Annotated in this window: 15 protein-coding genes and 1 tRNA gene; 12 read left to right on the top strand and 4 right to left on the bottom strand. The window is 46.8% G+C overall.

Going from position 1 to position 18,611, the window contains the following annotated elements:
- Positions 1 to 636: 636 nt before the first annotated feature.
- Positions 637 to 1,968, bottom strand: coding sequence for a sensor histidine kinase (locus ACY652_RS13035; RefSeq protein ID WP_462264813.1), 1,332 nt, complete (start codon positions 1,966 to 1,968; stop codon positions 637 to 639).
- Between the two features lie 385 nt (positions 1,969 to 2,353).
- On the opposite strand from ACY652_RS13035, the gene clpB reads away from it, so the two are divergent.
- Positions 2,354 to 4,963 carry an ATP-dependent chaperone ClpB gene (gene clpB / locus ACY652_RS13030; RefSeq protein WP_462264812.1) on the top strand — a complete coding sequence of 870 codons (2,610 nt, stop codon included), beginning with the start codon at positions 2,354 to 2,356 and terminating at the stop codon, positions 4,961 to 4,963.
- Between the two features lie 366 nt (positions 4,964 to 5,329).
- Here clpB and ACY652_RS13025 read toward each other — a convergent pair whose 3' ends face one another.
- Positions 5,330 to 6,280, bottom strand: a complete 951-nt coding sequence (locus ACY652_RS13025; protein ID WP_462264811.1) for an MBL fold metallo-hydrolase — start codon at positions 6,278 to 6,280, stop codon at positions 5,330 to 5,332.
- A 149-nt stretch (positions 6,281 to 6,429) separates the two neighbouring features.
- On the opposite strand from ACY652_RS13025, the gene ACY652_RS13020 reads away from it, so the two are divergent.
- The 4 genes from ACY652_RS13020 (at position 6,430) to ACY652_RS13005 (ending at position 9,000) form a co-directional block, all read left to right on the top strand.
- Entirely contained in the window at positions 6,430 to 6,753 is a 324-nt protein-coding gene (locus ACY652_RS13020; protein ID WP_462264810.1) for a winged helix-turn-helix transcriptional regulator, read from the top strand.
- 214 nt (positions 6,754 to 6,967) lie between these two features.
- Positions 6,968 to 7,429, top strand: a complete 462-nt coding sequence (locus ACY652_RS13015; protein WP_462264809.1) for a phage tail protein — start codon at positions 6,968 to 6,970, stop codon at positions 7,427 to 7,429.
- A 459-nt stretch (positions 7,430 to 7,888) separates the two neighbouring features.
- Entirely contained in the window at positions 7,889 to 8,230 is a 342-nt protein-coding gene (locus tag ACY652_RS13010; RefSeq protein ID WP_462264808.1) for a hypothetical protein, read from the top strand.
- Positions 8,231 to 8,643: 413 nt separating this feature from the next.
- Complete coding sequence (locus ACY652_RS13005) at positions 8,644 to 9,000, top strand: phosphoribosylpyrophosphate synthetase (protein ID WP_462264807.1); 357 nt, start codon at positions 8,644 to 8,646, stop codon at positions 8,998 to 9,000.
- Between the two features lie 103 nt (positions 9,001 to 9,103).
- Here ACY652_RS13005 and tamL read toward each other — a convergent pair whose 3' ends face one another.
- Positions 9,104 to 11,440, bottom strand: coding sequence for a translocation and assembly module lipoprotein TamL (gene tamL / locus ACY652_RS13000; protein ID WP_462264806.1), 2,337 nt, complete (start codon positions 11,438 to 11,440; stop codon positions 9,104 to 9,106).
- Between the two features lie 41 nt (positions 11,441 to 11,481).
- On the opposite strand from tamL, the gene ACY652_RS12995 reads away from it, so the two are divergent.
- The 3 genes from ACY652_RS12995 to ACY652_RS12985 all read left to right on the top strand — a co-directional run bounded on the left by ACY652_RS12995 (position 11,482) and on the right by ACY652_RS12985 (position 12,559).
- The gene (locus ACY652_RS12995) at positions 11,482 to 12,225 is read left to right on the top strand and encodes a TrmH family RNA methyltransferase (protein ID WP_462264805.1); all 744 of its coding nucleotides are present in this window, start codon (positions 11,482 to 11,484) and stop codon (positions 12,223 to 12,225) included.
- A 52-nt stretch (positions 12,226 to 12,277) separates the two neighbouring features.
- Positions 12,278 to 12,348 (top strand) — tRNA-Cys (locus tag ACY652_RS12990).
- Between the two features lie 34 nt (positions 12,349 to 12,382).
- On the top strand, positions 12,383 to 12,559 hold the full coding sequence (locus ACY652_RS12985) for a spore protein (RefSeq protein ID WP_462264804.1): 177 nt from the start codon (positions 12,383 to 12,385) through the stop codon (positions 12,557 to 12,559).
- A gap of 82 nt (positions 12,560 to 12,641) precedes the next feature.
- On the opposite strand, the gene ACY652_RS12980 is transcribed toward ACY652_RS12985, so the two are convergent.
- A complete protein-coding gene (locus tag ACY652_RS12980; protein WP_462264803.1) occupies positions 12,642 to 13,685 on the bottom strand; it encodes a quinone-dependent dihydroorotate dehydrogenase in 1,044 nt (347 codons plus the stop codon).
- A gap of 82 nt (positions 13,686 to 13,767) precedes the next feature.
- On the opposite strand from ACY652_RS12980, the gene ACY652_RS12975 reads away from it, so the two are divergent.
- The 4 genes from ACY652_RS12975 to ACY652_RS12960 all read left to right on the top strand — a co-directional run bounded on the left by ACY652_RS12975 (position 13,768) and on the right by ACY652_RS12960 (position 18,611).
- Positions 13,768 to 14,517 (top strand): SGNH/GDSL hydrolase family protein, encoded by a 750-nt coding sequence (locus tag ACY652_RS12975; protein ID WP_462264802.1) that lies wholly within the window; start codon positions 13,768 to 13,770, stop codon positions 14,515 to 14,517.
- A 316-nt stretch (positions 14,518 to 14,833) separates the two neighbouring features.
- The gene (locus ACY652_RS12970; RefSeq protein ID WP_462264801.1) at positions 14,834 to 15,220 is read left to right on the top strand and encodes a putative quinol monooxygenase; all 387 of its coding nucleotides are present in this window, start codon (positions 14,834 to 14,836) and stop codon (positions 15,218 to 15,220) included.
- An 83-nt stretch (positions 15,221 to 15,303) separates the two neighbouring features.
- Complete coding sequence (locus ACY652_RS12965) at positions 15,304 to 17,226, top strand: ABC-F family ATP-binding cassette domain-containing protein (protein WP_462264800.1); 1,923 nt, start codon at positions 15,304 to 15,306, stop codon at positions 17,224 to 17,226.
- Positions 17,227 to 17,381: 155 nt separating this feature from the next.
- A complete protein-coding gene (locus ACY652_RS12960; protein WP_462264799.1) occupies positions 17,382 to 18,611 on the top strand; it encodes a type IX secretion system plug protein in 1,230 nt (409 codons plus the stop codon).

Below are 18,611 nucleotides of genomic sequence, written 5' to 3'. Positions count from 1 at the left end.
ACCGTATCACAGGCAAAAATCCTTTCTGTTTTGCAATCCATAAAACGACCGTTTAGTGGTAAAAGCCCACATTGTGACTAATGAACTTTGTTGGAACCTAATTTAAAAACCAATACAAGGATTGCCCAGATCAACAATACCATAAATAAGCAACCAAAGCCTGTCACTACTTTTCCTGCAATTGAAGTTAAGAAAAGCTTTTGAGATGATAACGACGACAATCGCTGTGTGTAGAATTTTGTAAAAAGAAAATAAATGATACTTGCGGGTATTATATAGAAAACCAAGGGAATTAGAACTACATAATAGAGATAGGCCCACATAACGGTATCAGATAATTAAAATATAACAGAACATCGGCCATGAAGTTTTTCTTGTCATAGGTGCATTCACCAATCCAGTAAACGTGGGCTTACTGAACCATAAAACGCTCCTTTAATAAGAAACTTCACCTGCTTATAAAAGCCCTCTACACGCTGTATGTGCGGCTTTCTCTCAAACCCATATCACATCAATTTCCTTATTTAACCCTTTTAAAGGATAAATGAGAGCATTATAAAGCGCTGTACAACCGCATACTTTAAAGTTGCACCCTGCGCTTAATTTATCACTGAACGAATTGATTAAACGTAGCTGCTACGCCACCGCCTCCGGCATCTGTATCCTGAACGTAGAGCCTTGCTTTTCCTCGCTTTGCACCTCGATGGTGCCGCGGTGGCGCTCTACAATCTGGCGGGCAATGCTGAGGCCCAGGCCGGTGGATTGCTCGCCGCGCAGGCCCCGGCGGCCGGCTTTGGAGAACCGCTCGAAGATGTGCGGCAGTATATCTTTGGGGATGCCCAGCCCGTAATCGCGCACCTCAATTATTACTTTACCGGCAATTTTGCTTAATATCACATCTACCTTGTCTTCGTCATTCGAAAATTTTACCGCGTTACTGATCAGGTTATCTACCACCCGGTGAAATTTTTCGGGGTTGATATCGGCATACAACGGGTAAGCAGTGCCCTGGTACCTCACCTCATTGCGAATGTCCTGGTGCTTCCAGTCGTTCACAATATGCTGCAGCACCTGGTTTAAATCCAGCTTATTGGTGATGATAACGTTACTGTTATCGTTCCGGGCTACTTCCAGCAGGTCATCTACAATGGTACGCGCCTTTACGCAGGAGGCTTTAATCATATTGATATTGTCCTGCATATCTTCATCCATATCGCTTAATTCGGCTATCATGGCGATAGATTCAATGGCGCCGATAGGGTTGCGCAAATCATGCGCCACCATGCCCAGCACATCGTTTTTAAAAGCGCTCCCCTTTTCAATCTCGATGTTCTTTTCCTGTATCTGCATCAGCTGCACATAATGTGTGGCCTTGTACGAGAACACATACCTCGATATAAAGAAAAACCCGGTGAGTATAATTACCGATACAATCTGGTTGTAAACCACTTCGGTAGGATCGGTTTTAAACACAAACAGCAGCACGGTAAACAGCACTGCCGTAAACAGGGTAAGCATCAGGCTGTCTTCGTACTCAAATGTACAAAGCACGGCTATAGTGATCAGCGCTATTAAATATGCGGTTAGCGAGTTGCGCGGGTCATACATGGCCATAAAGCTGGCCATCATGCCGCTAACTATAATGTACAGGCTGAACGCCATTACCAGTACCTGCGTACCGGCCGGAACGCGCCGATGCTTTTTAAACAGGTGCACATACTGCAGGCCTGCAAAATAAAACAAGGGCGTAACCGCGATAAACACCCAATTGATGATGTTATACTCAGGGTAGTTGGCAGCACGCAGAATGTACTCCGGAAAAATAGTGCAGAGCGCCCGAAGACTAAAGTTGAGCAGGAAAAAGACAAGGCTGCCCGTTTTAATGGCCTGCAGGTTTTGCAGGGTATAATAATCCCTGAAACCAGACCGGTACGTCTGCGGTATGTTCCTGAAAAAGTAAGTTGTCAAAACCGTAAAACGTTGAATGATTACTGATAATCAAAGCTAACAAAATCACGCCACATTAGCCATAAACTTACCGCCCTCATAAAATTACACAACGGCGCTAACCCGTTGCTGTGCGCAAACAGATTTTTACTGATCAGCTGTTCGCTTCCTTAAAAGTAAACAGCCAGGCAATAATGCAAAAAATCAGTACAAAGAATGAAACTATGCTCAAGAATGTTGTTTTCATAATAAATGTATTTTCAGCAGGTGATGTAAATGATATACGCACAAGATTTCGAGTTTGTTTTAGCGAGTATTACATCAGACAAAAAGTCGGTTAATTTTAAAACCGGCTGTCAATATTTCTTATTAGGGTACATGGCAGGTAAATTGAATAATACGTAATATGAATTTTAACAACTTCACCATTAAAGCTCAAGAAGCCGTACAAAAGGCTTCGGAGATTACCACCGGTAATCAGCAGCAAGCCGTTGAAACGGCGCATTTGCTGAAAGGCTTATTACTGGCTGATGAAAACGTAATCAACTATTTATTACAAAAACTAAGCGTAAACCTCAACCGCCTCAACCAGCAGCTGGATGAGCAGATTGCCGGCTTCCCGAAGGTGAGCGGCAGCAATGTTTACCTGTCGGGCAATAGCAACAGTGCGCTGCAAAAGGCGCAGGGCTATGCCAAAGAACTGAAAGACGAATTTGTATCGGTAGAGCACATCCTGATGGGTGTACTGGCCGTAAACGATAAGGTAAGCGGCTTGCTGAAAGACTATGGCGTTACCGAGAAAGACCTGAAAAAAGCGGTGCACGACCTGCGCGGCGACAGCAAGGTAACCGACCAGAATGCCGAGGCTACCTACAACGCCCTCAACAAATACGCCCGCAACCTGAACGAATATGCCGAATCGGGCAAATTAGACCCGGTGATTGGCCGAGACGACGAGATACGCCGCGTGATACAAATCCTGTCCCGACGTACCAAGAACAATCCGGTATTGGTAGGCGAGCCGGGCGTGGGTAAAACGGCCATTGCCGAAGGTATTGCCATCCGCATTATTAAAGGCGATGCACCCGGAAACCTGAAAACCAAAACGCTCTATTCTTTGGATATGGGAGCACTGGTGGCAGGTGCCAAATACAAAGGCGAGTTTGAAGAACGGTTAAAAGCCGTAGTGAACGAGGTGATCAAGAGCGATGGCGAGATCATCCTTTTTATTGATGAGATACATACGCTGGTAGGCGCTGGCGGCGGCGAAGGCGCGATGGATGCGGCCAACATTCTGAAACCGGCCTTAGCCCGCGGCGAACTACGCGCTATAGGTGCCACTACCCTGAACGAGTACCAGAAATATATAGAAAAAGACAAAGCCTTAGAGCGCCGCTTTCAGCGGGTGATGGTAGAGGAGCCGGATGCGGCCGATGCCATCTCGATTTTGCGCGGCTTAAAGGAGCGTTACGAATCGCACCACAAGGTGCATATTAAGGATGAGGCCATTATTGCCTCGGTAGAAATGTCGCAACGGTATATCTCCGACCGCTTTTTACCCGATAAGGCCATCGACCTGATGGACGAGGCTGCTTCCAAACTACGCCTGGAAATGGATTCGGTACCCGAAGCAGTAGATGAACTGGAGCGCCGCATTATGCAGCTGGAAATTGAGCGCGAAGCCATTAAACGTGAGAACAACGATAAAAAGGTAGCCGAACTAAGCGAAGAAATTGCCAACCTGAGCACCGACCGCGATTCGTTACGGGCCAAATGGCAGGGCGAGAAGGATCTGGTAGATGGTATTAACCTGAAAGTGGAAGCCATTGAAAACTATAAGCTGGAAGCCGAGCAGGCCGAACGTGCCGGTGATTATGGCAAGGTAGCCGAGATACGCTACGGCCGCATCCGCGAGGCACAGGAAGAGGTGAACAAGCTGAAGGCTGCCTTGCTGGAAAACCAGTCGGAAAGCCGGATGCTGAAGGAGGAAGTTACGGCCGATGATATTGCCGGCGTGGTAAGCCGCTGGACCGGCATCCCGGTAAGCAAAATGATACAAAGCGAGCGCGAAAAGCTGCTGCACCTGGAAGGTGAACTGCACAAGCGCGTAGCCGGGCAGGAAGAAGCCATTGAGGCTATCAGCGATGCCATACGCCGTAGCCGGGCCGGCTTGCAGGATAAGCGCCGCCCTATCGGTTCGTTCATATTTTTAGGCACCTCCGGGGTAGGAAAAACTGAACTGGCCAAAGCCTTGGCCGAGTTTCTGTTCAATGATGAACAATCGCTGGTGCGTATTGATATGAGCGAGTACCAGGAACGCCATTCAGTATCAAGGCTGATTGGTGCGCCTCCTGGCTATGTGGGTTACGATGAAGGCGGACAGCTGACCGAAGCCGTGCGCCGCAAGCCTTACAGCGTAGTATTGCTGGACGAGATTGAGAAGGCGCACCCGGATGTGTTCAACATCCTGCTGCAGGTGCTGGATGATGGCCGTTTGACCGATAATAAGGGCCGTGTGGTGAACTTTAAGAACACCATTATCATCATGACCTCCAACATTGGTTCCAGCATTATTCAGGAGAATTTTCAGGGATATGATGAGATCAACAAGGATGAGGTGATTGCCAAAACCAAGAACGAGTTGTTCGAGCTGCTGCGCAAAACCATCAGGCCGGAGTTTTTGAACCGTATTGATGAGATCATTATGTTTACGCCGCTGGGCCGAAACGAGATACACGATATTGTGAAATTGCAGTTTGCCCAGTTGCAGGATACGCTGCAGGAAATGGGCATCCACATGGAAGCCTCGGACGAGGCCCTGGACTGGCTGGCCCAGCTGGGTTACGACCCGCAGTTTGGCGCCCGCCCGCTGAAACGGGTGATCCAGAAAAAGATTCTCAACGAGCTATCCAAGCAGATACTGGCCGGCAAGGTGGATAAGGACAGCACCATCCGTTTGGATGTATTCGACCACCAGTTTGTGTTCTTGAACCCGCAGGAAGCGGTGAATGTGTAACTTGAGTTAACTGATATGAAAGGGCTATGAACTTCAATGTTCATAGCCCTTTTCATGCGATGTTCCGCAATACGGCAATTGCTAACTACAAGCACAAGCCTGCGAAACAGAACTTGCTACAACTGATAATGATCTCTTTCTTAAATTACCAGGGGGTTAACAAAGGTTAGCATAAATTTAATAGTAAATTTATAAATGACTATTAGTCAATAATTTATAAACAACCATAGTTAAAGAAACTGCTCAATTCTATCTGCCTTTTGACATAACTTGCTTCCTTTGGCGCTGTCATAATACCGTACCAAAGGCAAATTGATTTCTGCTATCATTATTTGGACTCTGCTACACAATGAAAGCACTTTTTACTTAATTAATCCTTCCTAAAGTGCTGTAAGGCAGAGGTTCCCACCGGTAGCCCTGAGAACTGTCGGTAATTCTGCCCAAGCCTGGAAACGATATATGATCTCCTGCAATTAAACAACCCTGTTTAGCAAATTCTGCATAGCTTTCTTCCCGTTGCTGTGCAGCCTGCGCCTGGTCAAAGTCAAATTCGTTTGGCATCAGGGGATCTGCGAACTGCACCTGCTCAATATGTGCCAAATCACCCCAGAATACCATCTTTTGGTTTCCGGTGCTTAAAACAAACAGCGTATGCCCGGCTGTATGTCCAGGCTTTTCTATGGTTCTGATACCAGGCAGAACTTCCATATCTCCTTCAAAAGGCTTCACCTTGCCTGCAGCAAGGTAAGGCTTTACGGCTAAGTACGAAGGCCTGTTAGATGTAATTCCCCGCGTGTCATCAGAACTTGCCAGTTCATGTTTGAGCCAAAAATCCAGGTCCTTTTGGTTAACGTGTATAATTGCATGCGGAAACATAACTTTCCCTTTGACGGTAAGGCCGCCAGTGTGATCACGGTGGATATGCGTAACTAAAATGTCGGTGATCTGGCTGGCACTGTACCCCGCAGCTTTCAGACTTGCTGGCAGCAGTCCTGCATTGGGGCTGAAAAGACTTCCTGCTCCAGTATCCACCAGGATTATTTTTTGCCCGGAAACGATCAGATACGTGTTGATCGAAATCTCTACCGGGGAACTCAGATTATTTTCCTGTAACGCTTCATCCAGAACCGTCGTATCTTTAGGTATCAGCAGTTTGTGAGCGTCAATAGGAACGGTACCGTCGGACAGTGCGATAATCTGATATTTTCCAAATAGCACCCTGTAATAGCCGGGTTGGGAAATTTTAGGCTGCGCCCGCAAGCTAACTGTAAAAGCGAATGTAAAAGCAACGAGTATCCAAGTTTTTAAAATATTCATTATTTGTCTTTCTGGTTACGATTAGTAACTATTTTTATGTTACGCAAAGTTACTTTTATGCTGTTACTTTGTACTGTTGATGTGCCAATACCGGTAACATTTTCGTAACCGTAATGAGCAACGAAATCTTTATATGTCATAATTGTCCGATGACACGTACCATGGCAACCATTGGTACTAAATGGAAACCCATCATCATTTATACCATCGGAAAAAAGCCAAACCGCTTTGGTCAGGTTCATGCCAAAATGGGCATTATCAGTAAAAAGGTATTAACTGAACAACTAAAAGAACTGGTAGAAGACGGGATTGTAAAGCGACAAGAGTTTAATGAAGTTCCCTACCGGGTTGAATACGCTCTTACGCCAAAGGGATTGGAACTACTGCCGATTTTAAATATGCTTACCCGTTGGAACCAAAAGCATCATCCGAACCGGCCCAGTATAAACTTCACTGAAAATAAGGCAACTTAAAAGCGCCGCATACCGGCTCCCATTTTAAAAACTCAAACAACCGTAGTTGCACACCTCAACCATTACGGTATATTCGCTTGTAACTTTAAAAGCAGCAATCAAATAAATGATGAATCACCTTAAACCGATTTGGCTGTGTATGTTAACCGGCTTTCTATTACTATTAGAGAGCCTGCGCTGCTGTGCAAATACAGACTATAAAGTGCAAACGTTAATGACAAATTCGCCCATCCTAACCGATTCACCTGCGGCTCAATCCCATCAACCTAAATTCATGTACAAGGTAACGCTTGGTAGATCGGAAATGTACTTTCAGGAGGCTGCCGGGCTTGGCAACGAAACCCGGGTGATTGAATACCGGGCCGGTAAAAGCAAAGTGTTTACGCCCGTAAAGATACCGGGGCTGGCTAAAACGGGTAATATAACGCTCAAAAAAGGGTTTTTAAAAAATAATGCCGCCCTTTGGAACTGGTTTAACCGTATAAAGATGAACACTGTTAAACGCGTTACTGTGGTTATTCAACTTGTAGATGAAACCGGCACCGCAGTTATCACCTGGAGGTTAAACAACGCCTTTCCTACAAAGGTGAGCAGCACAAACCTGAAAGGAAATAATAAGGATGTAGCCATAGAAACATTGGAACTGGCTTGTGAAACGCTTGTTATAACGCATTAGCAATTGCTGATGTAACCGTACCTGCACCCTATGCGGGTTTAAGTTATGCAGTAATATTCTTCGAGTAACCTGCAAGCGCAGTATACAGGGTGTTGCCCAAATTATTTTTAAATAGCGCAGTTGCTTCACTGTCCTGCTCCTTGCTTTACTCACAGGCCGGTTTACCGCCCTGCGCAAATATGGGCAGTTCGTGCAAGCTACCGCATAAATGGCTGTTAACAAATGCTTACTTGAAAATACAGAAATAGCCGGTGGTAGCTTCCTCCAGCGCCTCAAAGCGGCAGGGCACGTCAGAGTTAAAAAAGATTAGCGTGGTGCCGTCTGCCTCAATATTTTTATCGGCATAAAAATTCTTCCAGCGTATCGGTGTTTTTTCATAAAAAGTTAATATGAATACTTTGAATTACAAAGCATTCATATTAACTTTGGAAAACAAAGAACTTTCAAGTATTAAAAATCATGACGACACAAAATACCCTCCCCTCACCTTTTATTCAGCCGGCTTTGTTACGCAAAAACATACTGGCAGGTGCAGGCATTGGCCTGGTGGTTATTTCATTTTTTGTACTACCTTTTCCACAGCATCCCAATCCAGCCTGGGGCAAATTGTGGATGGTGCGGCCGCTTATAGTTACCCCGCTGGCTGGCGCAGTGGCCGGCGCCTGCTTTTATGCAGCAATCCGCTTAGGTTCCCGGGGCGGATGGCAGAAGATACTTTTTACCGCTCTGGGCATATTCGGTTATATCATTGCCATTTGGATGGGTATCATTTTAGGCCTGGCCGATACCATGTGGCATTAGGTATCAGCTAACTATCAGTTTACTGCTAAACACCACCATCCGTTTACTACTAAATTCCAGGTATGAACCTCCTGCTCTTTGCATTTATAATTCTGATTGTGGTTTCGCCCCCTGCTATAATTTATCAGGCGGTATCCTTGCTTATTGTATATAGATTACCGTATTCGCCAACCCGTTTGTTTCTGGAAACTACCGGCGGGAAGATGTTAACCTTTACATGCAGCACCCTGATAGGTGCAGCGGGAGAATATTGCTTTTTAATCTGGGCATTCGGAGCGGGATGATGACCACTCTCTTGGATATGCAAACCCCATAACAAATTATACACATGCCAAACAACACACCTTGTTTTCGGGTTTACCAATTACATCAGCTCACCTAAATCCTGGTGCCTGATACTTAAATAACCAACCATGACAAATTACGAAACCCTGGTAGATTGCACTAACGATTTACTGAAACGCGGCTACACTGCCAACCTGAGCTTTGAAGATAACGGCGAAACCATTGATGATAAATCAAACAACATAGCCATGGGGGCAGACGATTTTGAAATTGACGAATTTTACCGCTTTGAAGGCGCCAGCAACCCCTCAGATATGTCAATCGTGTTTGCCATATCATCGGCTAAATATAATTTACGCGGCGTGCTGGTAGATGCCTACGGCACTTATGCCAATACCTCTTCGTCTGCCATTGAAGCCAAGCTGCACCACCATCAGGTAGGCGATAACCTGAAGGGTGCCGACAGGCCACAGGCGGAGAATTAACAGGTGATAATTCAAAATTAAAGGGTCAAAATTCAAAAAATGTACTTAAGCCATTTGGCTCATTTTTTTGAATTTTGACCTTTTAATTTTGAATTTAAGTCTCTTAAAATGGCAACCCTATCCCAAAATTGAGTTGCAGAAAGTTGTACCGCTCAGTGTTTCTGGCCGGGTCAATGGAGTTGGAATTGGCAATCCTGTAATTCTCCTTAAAGCTGCCTTCGTGGAACAATTCGTTAAAATGCTTGATCAGTACAAACTGATCGCTTCCCTGAAACTGCGGGTCTTTAAATTTAAGGGCGGCATCCAGCCGGAATATAAAATAGCTTAAATCGAACCGCAGGCCGGTACCAATGCCTACCGCCGTAGATTGCAGCAGGTTATCCAGCCTGAATTTTCCGCCCGGATTTTCAACCGTATTGTGCAGGCGCCAGATATTGCCAAAATCTACAAAGGTTGCGCCTTTCAGCTTAGTACCGAAAAAGTTGTTGGCAATGGTATAGCGGTATTCGGCATTACCGATAATCTTAATTTCTCCAAACTGATCCAGGTATTTTACGCGCGAGCGGATGATATTGGCCGTATCGCCTACACCATAAGAGGCGCGGTTAAACTGCCCCGGCCCCAGCGTGCGGGGCAGCCAGGCACGAATATCATTAGCGCCGCCTGCATAAAATTCTTTTTCAAATATGAGCTGATTACTGTTGCCGTATGGCACCCCAATGCCCGGATTGATACGGAATATGAACTGCCGCTCGCCGCCAATGTGGTGGTAAAAGCGCAGGTCTATCTCACCTTTTGTGTACTGGGCAAACGCATACCCGAACAAGGTGCGGTTACCGGCATCATCGCGCCTGGCATCCAGCAGGTTACTGATGGCTGCGAGCGAATTGCCGCCCACATCAACCGAACCCCTGAAATAAGTAAAATTATCGTAGCTGTTCAGCCGGTTGGCATTGAGCTGATAGGTGTACTGTGTACCTATCGTAAAAATAGTACGCCCGATCAGGAACACATAAGAGTACCGGTTGGAGTCGATCAGCAGCCGCCGGGCTACCGGGTCGATATTTCCTCTCGAAAACTCAATATTGATGGGGGTTAGCGTATGCAGCTTACGGCTGGTTTCGGCCCATTCATAAGTAATGGCATTAATGAAACTTTGCCGCTTTACCAGCCCGCGCTGATAGAATAATGAATAGTTGGATGAAAACGTAGTATGCGGCACCCCATATTTACCGAGCGTTGGAAAATCAAAAGGCGATATGATGCGCGGGTAAGTCAGACTCACGCCTGCCCTGAAATCCTGATTTTCAACCAAGCCCGGATTTAAATCGCTGCTGCGGGCATTGAACAATACACTGTAATTAAACTTTACCTGCAAAACCGCAGCCTGCCTGAACATATTACGGTTGGTATAGGTATTACCGATATTGAACCCGTAACGGCCGGAATTGAACAGCACCTCGCCCTCTACCCGGTCGCTTTTCTGCTTCAGCGGCACCAGATCCAGCTCGGTATTCAGCCGGTGCGTACTGTCGGCCAGTTTAACATACTGCGGGTTGGGCACATTCCTGAACACATTAAGCTCCGACAGGCGCGAGGTAGTTAAATTCTGCTGGTCGATATTATAGATATCGCCCTTACGCTGAAAGATGTAACGGGTTAAGATGTAGGGCTTAAACTTATGGGAATAGTCTACAAACCTGAACTGCGAATCCACTTGCAGGGTATCAGGCTTGCCGGGCTTGCGGCCATTGCTGTTGGCGATGGAGATCAAGGTATTGTTGATGGTATACACCGGGTGCGCCGATTTACCTTCGGGATTGGCTATCAGCATTTTAATATCCACTACCCCGTTGTTGAAAGTAGAATCGTAGTTAAAGCTGATGTACTGCCTGAAAAAATCATAATAGCCATTACGCTTCATGATCTGGTAAAACTGATCGCGGTCAAATGCCAGGCTGTCCAGGTCAAACCGCCCGCCCGGCTGCAAATGCGAGAAACGGTGGCGGTTCACCCGGTAAAGGGCCTGCACTTTTTTATCCAGGATGCTATCCTGAAACTTCCGTATCCTGAACATCGACCCTTCGGCAGCGGTAAAATACAGGTGGGCCTTTTTCTTTTTTACCGTAATGCTATCGCTTACCCTCGCTTTCAGGTAGCCCTTGTTCTGCAAAAATTTCTCGATCTGTAAGCGCGAAAACTCTACCAGGTCACTGTCTAACAGGGCAGGCGGCTCCCCGATATTGCGTTTTCCGTTCTTGCTGAACAGGTAATAAAGCTGCAGGTTGATATAATTATTGGGTTGTATCTCCTTATCTACATACAGGGCAGCCGCTTCATTAAACTCCTTATCTACCCCGCTGATGGTTACTTTGCGTACCAGCGCCTGGTTATCTTTTAACCGGCGGGTAACGCTGCAGCCCACTGCTGTAAACAGCAAAAGAATACTTAATATTGCAAGGGGAAAATTCGGCTTCAGCAATGCTTTCAAAATCTCAAATCGGTTTATTAAAATCCTTACAACAAAAAAAGTTTCGCAGGGAATATGGCTTATTTTTGGTAGAAGGCTACAAATCGGTAACCGAATTTGCCGGCTCTGCCTACCAGATTGAAAGCGTTTACCATACACCCGGCGCAGCAACATTGCTGAATAAACTACCAAAGGAACTAAATTTTCAGGAGATTTCGGACAGCGAGCTTCAAAAAATAAGCAGCCTTGCCGCACCGCAGCAGGTAGCCGCGCTTGTAAAAATACCCCACTGGCCTGCCCTGAACGTGCAGGAACTTCAGGGCCGCTTTTCGATTATACTGGACGGTATACAGGATCCCGGCAACCTGGGCACCATCATCCGCACGGCCGACTGGTTTGGTATCAGCCACCTCATTTGCTCCGAAGATACGGTAGAAGCCTATAACCCTAAAGTGGTGCAGGCTACTATGGGTTCGCTGGCAAGGGTGAGGGTGTACTATACCCGCCTGCCCAAAATATTGCCTGCCCTGCAGTTACCTGTATATGGCGCCCTGCTGCATGGCAGCAGCATTTATCATACCGATTTTGGCAACGAAGGGCTGATTGTAATGGGCAACGAAGGTAACGGCCTGCGCCCCGAGGTAGAACGGCTGGTTACCCATGCCGTTACCATACCCCGCATGGGCGAAGCCGAATCATTAAACGTGGCTGTAGCTACGGCTATCTTTTGCTCAGAGCTTTCCAGAAAAACTTGAAATAAATTAGGCTCGATTAAAATTAATTTATAGTTTTGCTTTCCTGAAAAATGGTCGGGTGGCCGAGTGGCTAGGCAGAGGTCTGCAAAACCTTTTACAGCGGTTCGAATCCGCTCTCGACCTCATTAGGTTTTTATAAAATCAAATATCTGACACCATGGGCGTTACTCGTTTAAAAAGAAAAGACAGAAGAAATAAAACCGTATCGCGGTTAGAAGTACAAGGCTTAAAAATGGCGACTAATCTGCAGCCAGGCAGCCGCTCAAAAGAGTCTAAAACCAGCCAGTTAGCTAAAAACCTTGCCGTTTTAGCGCAGTTGACCGAGAGCAAGTAATATCTTTCCGGCTCTCTCCGAAGGAGAGGGAGGTAAAATAGATACTTAGCTTACTATTTTAAAGATTTAAAATCCTGTCGATTTATATCGACAGGATTTTTTTATTAATACGGCCGATGAGCGCCGGGCCTTCATAAATAAAACCGGTATATAATTGCACCAGCGAGGCGCCGGCTTCCAGCTTTTCAATGGCATCCTCTGCTGAATGTATGCCCCCCACGCCTATTACCGGAAAGGCATTGCCGGATTGCTGTACCAGATATTTAATTACCTCAGTTGATCGTTGTGTAAGTGGTTTACCGCTCAGCCCGCCGGTTTGGTTTTGCAGGCTTTGCGATGAATGCAGGGCCTCGCGGCTAATGGTGGTATTGGTGGCAATTACCCCGGCAATACCGCTTAGCTTTATAATGTCAATAATGTCATCCAATTGCTCATTGGTTAGGTCGGGCGCAATTTTGAGCAGGATAGGCTTGGTTGCCGGTTGCTGCCGGTTGAGGTGCTGTAACGTATTCAGTATATCCAGCAACGGCCCTTTCTCCTGTAAGGCCCGCAGGCCGGGCGTATTTGGCGAGCTTACATTAACCACAAAGTAGTCCACCACCTCAAACAGCCGGTTAAAGCATTTCACATAATCATCGGTAGCCTGCTCATTAGGCGTATTTTTATTTTTTCCGATGTTGCCGCCGATAATCACCGGGTTTTTCTTAAACGCTTCGCTTTTACGGTAGGCGGCAATGCGTGCCGCCAGCACATCTGCCCCCTTGTTGTTAAAGCCCATACGGTTGATCAGGGCGCTGTCGGCAGGCAGCCTGAACATGCGGGGCTTTTCGTTGCCGGGCTGCGGCAGGGGCGTTACCGTGCCCAGCTCCACAAAGCTAAAACCCAGGTTAGCCATTTCGGCAATTAGCTCCCCATTCTTGTCGAAACCGGCAGCCAGGCCCACCGGGTTTTTAAACTTTAAGCCAAACACCCCACGCTCCAGCCGCTTATCAGCCTGGTTCCACAAGCTGCGGCTTAACGCCGCCCCGCCGGGTATGCGGTTCAGTAACTGCAACCCGCTGGTAACGGCATAATGTATTTTTTCGGGATCGAACTGAAACAGAACAGGCTTGAGTAAAGAATACATAACGCGAAGTTAAAACTTACAGCCGGGTTTTGCATAAACGATTCAAACACTATATCTTGCCTGCACCAATATATAATTTACCATGACTAACCGCCGAAGTTTTATCAAAGGTGCTGCCCTTACCGCCGCCGCCTCTTTAACCATACCTGAAATTGCCGCTGCTGCATTTACCGCCGCAAATACTAAAAAAGTTGCGCTTAAACAGGGAGATGTGGTATTATTTCAGGGTGATTCTATTACCGATTGGGGACGCGATAAAAATAAAACCGTTGCCAATGATTTTGGCGCCCTGGGTACCGGCTATGCCTACCTGAGCACCGCCGAACTGCTGTATAAATATCCTGCTTATCAACTGCAGATTTATAACAAAGGTATTAGCGGCAATAAAGTTTACCAGTTGGCCGAGCGCTGGGACACGGATGCGCTGAACCTGAAGCCCACCGTATTGAGCATTATGGTTGGCGTAAACGACTTTTGGCATACCCTTACCTCCGGTTATAACGGCACCCTGCAAACCTACCGCGACGATTACCGCAAACTGCTGGACCGTACCCAAAAAACCCTGCCCGGCGTACGCTTTATTATTGGCGAGCCGTTTGCCATAAAAGGCGTGAAAGCGGTAGATGAAAAATGGTACCCGGCCTTTGACGGCTACCGCCAGGCCTCCCGCCTGGTAGCGGATGAATACGGCGCTGCCTTTGTGCCCTACCAGGCGGTGATGGACAAGGCCTTATCTTCAGCACCGGCGGCCTACTGGTCACTGGATGGCGTGCATCCGTCCATTGCCGGAGCAAAGCTGATGGCCCATGCCTGGGTGGAAGCGGTGAAGTAAATCTTTTAAGCGAATATATACTAATTAAAAAACTGTCATTCTGAGCGATAGCGAAGAACCTGTACTTAAGGCAACAAGTGTACAGGTTCTTCGCTATCGCTCAGAATGACATGAATGTGTTCAGCATTGATTTCTAATTTTAACTCCTGCCTCTGACAATGCGTTAGCGATTGCAGCGAAAAACCCACAGCGAGGTACGAGCGGGGATTTGCAGCGGATAGCCCGGGCCGCAAGGTAACGCCCTCATTTGGTTAATTAGTTGATTAGTTCATCAGGTGAGTGGTTCATGGGTTTAATTATTGGTATCTTGGCCTCTATGAAACAAATAATGACCTTCAGCATCATACTTGTTATGCTGGGCATCGTTAAAAGCACTGCAGCGCAGCATAAAGAGCATATTGTAAGAATTGCAAAAATTGAGATTGACCCTGTGCAACTTGAGCAATACAAAGCTGCCCTGCGGGAGCAGATGACGGCTGCGGTTCGCCTGGAACCGGGCGTGTTGAGCTACTATGCCGCTGCCGACAAAAAGAATCCGTCGCACATTACTATTTTCGAAATATACGCCGATTCAGCAGCCTATAAATTACATATTGAAACACTGCACTTTAAAAAGTACAAAAATACGGTGCAGCACATGGTAAAATCGCTTGAGCTTACTGATGTTGATTTGATCGGGGTGGCAAAAAAGCCGGAAATGTAAGCCTGAACTATTTACACAACCTGTATAAATCCCTGCAATGCACAAACGGGTTATTCCCTTCAAAAATTGTATCTTCGCGTGAAATGATTTCGATAAATAACCTCACGTTTGAAATTGGTGCGCGGGCCTTGTATGATGAAGCTAACTGGCATATTAAACCAGGAGAAAAGATTGGCTTAATTGGCGCCAACGGTACCGGCAAGACCACCCTGCTTAAAATTATTGTAGGCGATTATAAGCCTACCGCCGGCACCATTTCCATGTCGAAAGACCTGACGCTGGGTTACCTGAACCAGGATTTGCTGTCGTATGCCTCAGACAAAAGCATACTGCATGTGGCCATGGAAGCCTTTGAGCGCCAGAACCAGCTGCATACCGAAATTGAAAACCTGCTGAAAAAGCTGGAAACCGATTATGATGAGGACATTCTGAACAAACTGAGCGATAAGCAAAGTGAGTTTGAAGCCTTAGACGGTTATAATATTGAGTACAAGGCCCACGAAATTTTAGCCGGCTTAGGCTTTAGCGATGTGGACCAGGAACGCAAGCTGAGCACCTTTTCGGGTGGCTGGCGGATGCGGGTAATGCTGGCTAAAATTCTGTTGCAGGCCCCTGATATTTTGTTGCTGGATGAGCCCACCAACCACCTGGACTTACCTTCCATACAGTGGCTGGAAGAATATTTGAAGAACTTTGAAGGTGCCATCGTTATCGTATCGCATGACCGCTGGTTTCTGGATAAGGTGATTAACCGCACGGTGGAATCGCGTAAGGGTAAGCTCACCGTGTATTCGGGCAATTACAGCTTTTATTTAGAGGAAAAGGCGCTGCGCGAGGAAATACAGCGTGGTGAATTTAAAAATCAGCAGGCGAAAATTAAGCAGGAAGAACGCCTGATCGAGCGTTTCAGGGCTAAAGCTTCCAAAGCTAAAATGGCACAATCCCGCATTAAGGCATTAGACCGCATGGAGCGTGTGGATGATGTGGATGATGATAACCCAACCGTAAATTTCAGCTTTAAGTTCAGCAAGCAGTCGGGCCGGCATGTGGTGAGTATTGAGAACTTGGACAAGAGCTACCCCAACCTGCCTATTTTAAAGCAGGCCAGCGCGATTATTGAAAAAGGTGACAAGATAGCCCTGATCGGTGCCAATGGCCGGGGTAAATCTACCCTGCTGCGCATTATTGCCAATGCCGATAAGGAGTTTACCGGCAAAAGCGATACCGGCTATAATGTATCTACTACCTTTTTCGCCCAGCACCAGCTGGAATCATTGCACCTGGAAAGCGAAATCTTACAGGAGTTACAGCACTTTGCCCCCCGGCATAACGAAACTGAATTGCGCTCCATTTTAGGCTCGTTCCTGTTCACCGGCGATGATGTGTTTAAGAAGATCAAGGTTTTATCGGGCGGCGAGAAATCGCGCGTGGCTTTAGCCAAAGCCTTAACCGCCGATGCCAATTTTTTAATACTGGATGAGCCGACCAACCACCTGGATATGCAATCGGTAAATATCCTGATACAGGCCCTGCAGCAATACGAGGGTACATTTATCAGCGTATCGCATGACCGTTTCTTTCTGGATAACATTGCCAACAAGATATGGTATATCGAAGACCAGCAGATCAAGGAATATCCCGGCACCTATGCCGAGTACGAGGAGTGGCAGGCTAAGCGTAAGCAGCAGGCCAGGCTTACTACTGCCCCAATACCCGCCCCTAAAAAGGAGGAAAAACCGGCACCTGTAAAGCAACAGCTTACTGACGACAAATCAAAACAGATAAAAAAGCTGAACCAGGATTTGCAGCGCATGGAGCAGCAGATCGCCGACCTTGAAAAATCGGTAAAAGATGTGGAGGCTAAATTAGCGGATACCCGCATTTATAATGACCAGGCCAGGCTGAAGGAAACCAACACGCAATATCAGCACAAGCAATCCGAGTTGAAGCAGGTACAGCAGCGCTGGGAAGCGCTGGCCGAGCAGATTTTGGAAATGGAAGCATAAGTGCGAATAGTCGAAATTTATTAATGCCAAGTTTGTCATTGCGAGGAACGAAGCAATCCCGTCGTATACAGAGCGAAGATGCACGGCTACGAGATTGCTTCGTACCTCGCAATGACAAAAAGTATGTTTTATATTTTTTAACCGTTTGGCTGTGGGTGCTTATCCCATCACCCACAAAGGCCCAATCCATCAATCCCGACGTTACCTACCGCCCCGAAATTAAAAGCATCCGATGCTATAACAGCGTACAGGAGGGTTCATTCCCGGTAATCACTTTAGGTTCGGCGGAGCAGTGGCAGCTGGCGTTTGATGATTTGAGCAGCAACCCGCGGCAATATTATTATACCTTGCAGCATTGCGAGGCAGACTGGTCGCCTTCTAACATTTCGCCTGTGGAGTACCTGCAAGGTTTTACCGAAGACCATATTTTAAATTATAGCTATTCTACGGCCACACTGCAAAAGTACATTCATTACGAGGTAAAGCTGCCTAATCGAAATCTGTCGCCAAAGGTTTCGGGTAATTACCTGCTCAAAGTTTATGAAGATGGTGACCAGTCCAGGCTGCTGTTCACCCGCCGGGTTTACGTGGTAAGTCCGAGGGTAAACGTTTTGGCGCAAGCCGTGCCTTCCAATAACATCCTGCTCAGGCCAGCCAACCAGAAGATTAACTTCCAGCTCGACTACGGTAATCTGCCGGTGCAAAATCCTTATACCGATATACAAGCAGTGCTGATGCAGAACGCCCGGCCTGAAACCGCCATCACCAATGCACAGCCTTACCAGATACGCGGCAACCAGCTATTCTATACGGATTTGAATACCAATGATTTTCCCGGCGGCAATGAGTTCCGGCTGCTGGATCTGCGCAGCCTGAAACTCAACTCGCAGCAGGTATTTAAAATTTACCGCGACACCGCCAATACCGCGATACTGATCAACGATTATCCGCGTAACCAGCCGGCCTATGTGTTTCAGTATGATGATAACGGCAATTATTTTATCCGCAACCAGGATGGCAGCAACCCGGCTACCGATGCTGATTATGTGCATGTATACTTTACATTGCTGGCCAACCGTACCAACCAGCAGGGCGATGTTTACATTGTAGGCAAATTCAACAATTACCAGTTGAATGAAAACAGCAAGCTGGAATATGATGCTGCGCGTAACCGCTTTTCCACCAACTTATTTTTGAAGCAGGGTATCATCGATTATCAATACGTCTGGGTAGACAAAGCCACCCGAAAGCCAGACTATACCTTGCTGGAAGGCAGCCATTTTGAAACCGGGAACGATTATCAGTTACTCATCTACTACCATCCGCCCGGTTCCCGCTTTACTGAGCTGGCCGGTTACCGGCAAATCAACACCGCCAAGCCATAA

It is taken from the genome of Mucilaginibacter sp. (genome assembly GCF_965200995.1).
In the GTDB taxonomy this organism is placed as follows: domain Bacteria; phylum Bacteroidota; class Bacteroidia; order Sphingobacteriales; family Sphingobacteriaceae; genus Mucilaginibacter.
The sequence above is the reverse complement of the archived record's forward strand: the minus strand, read 5'-3'. Positions and strand labels throughout refer to the sequence as shown.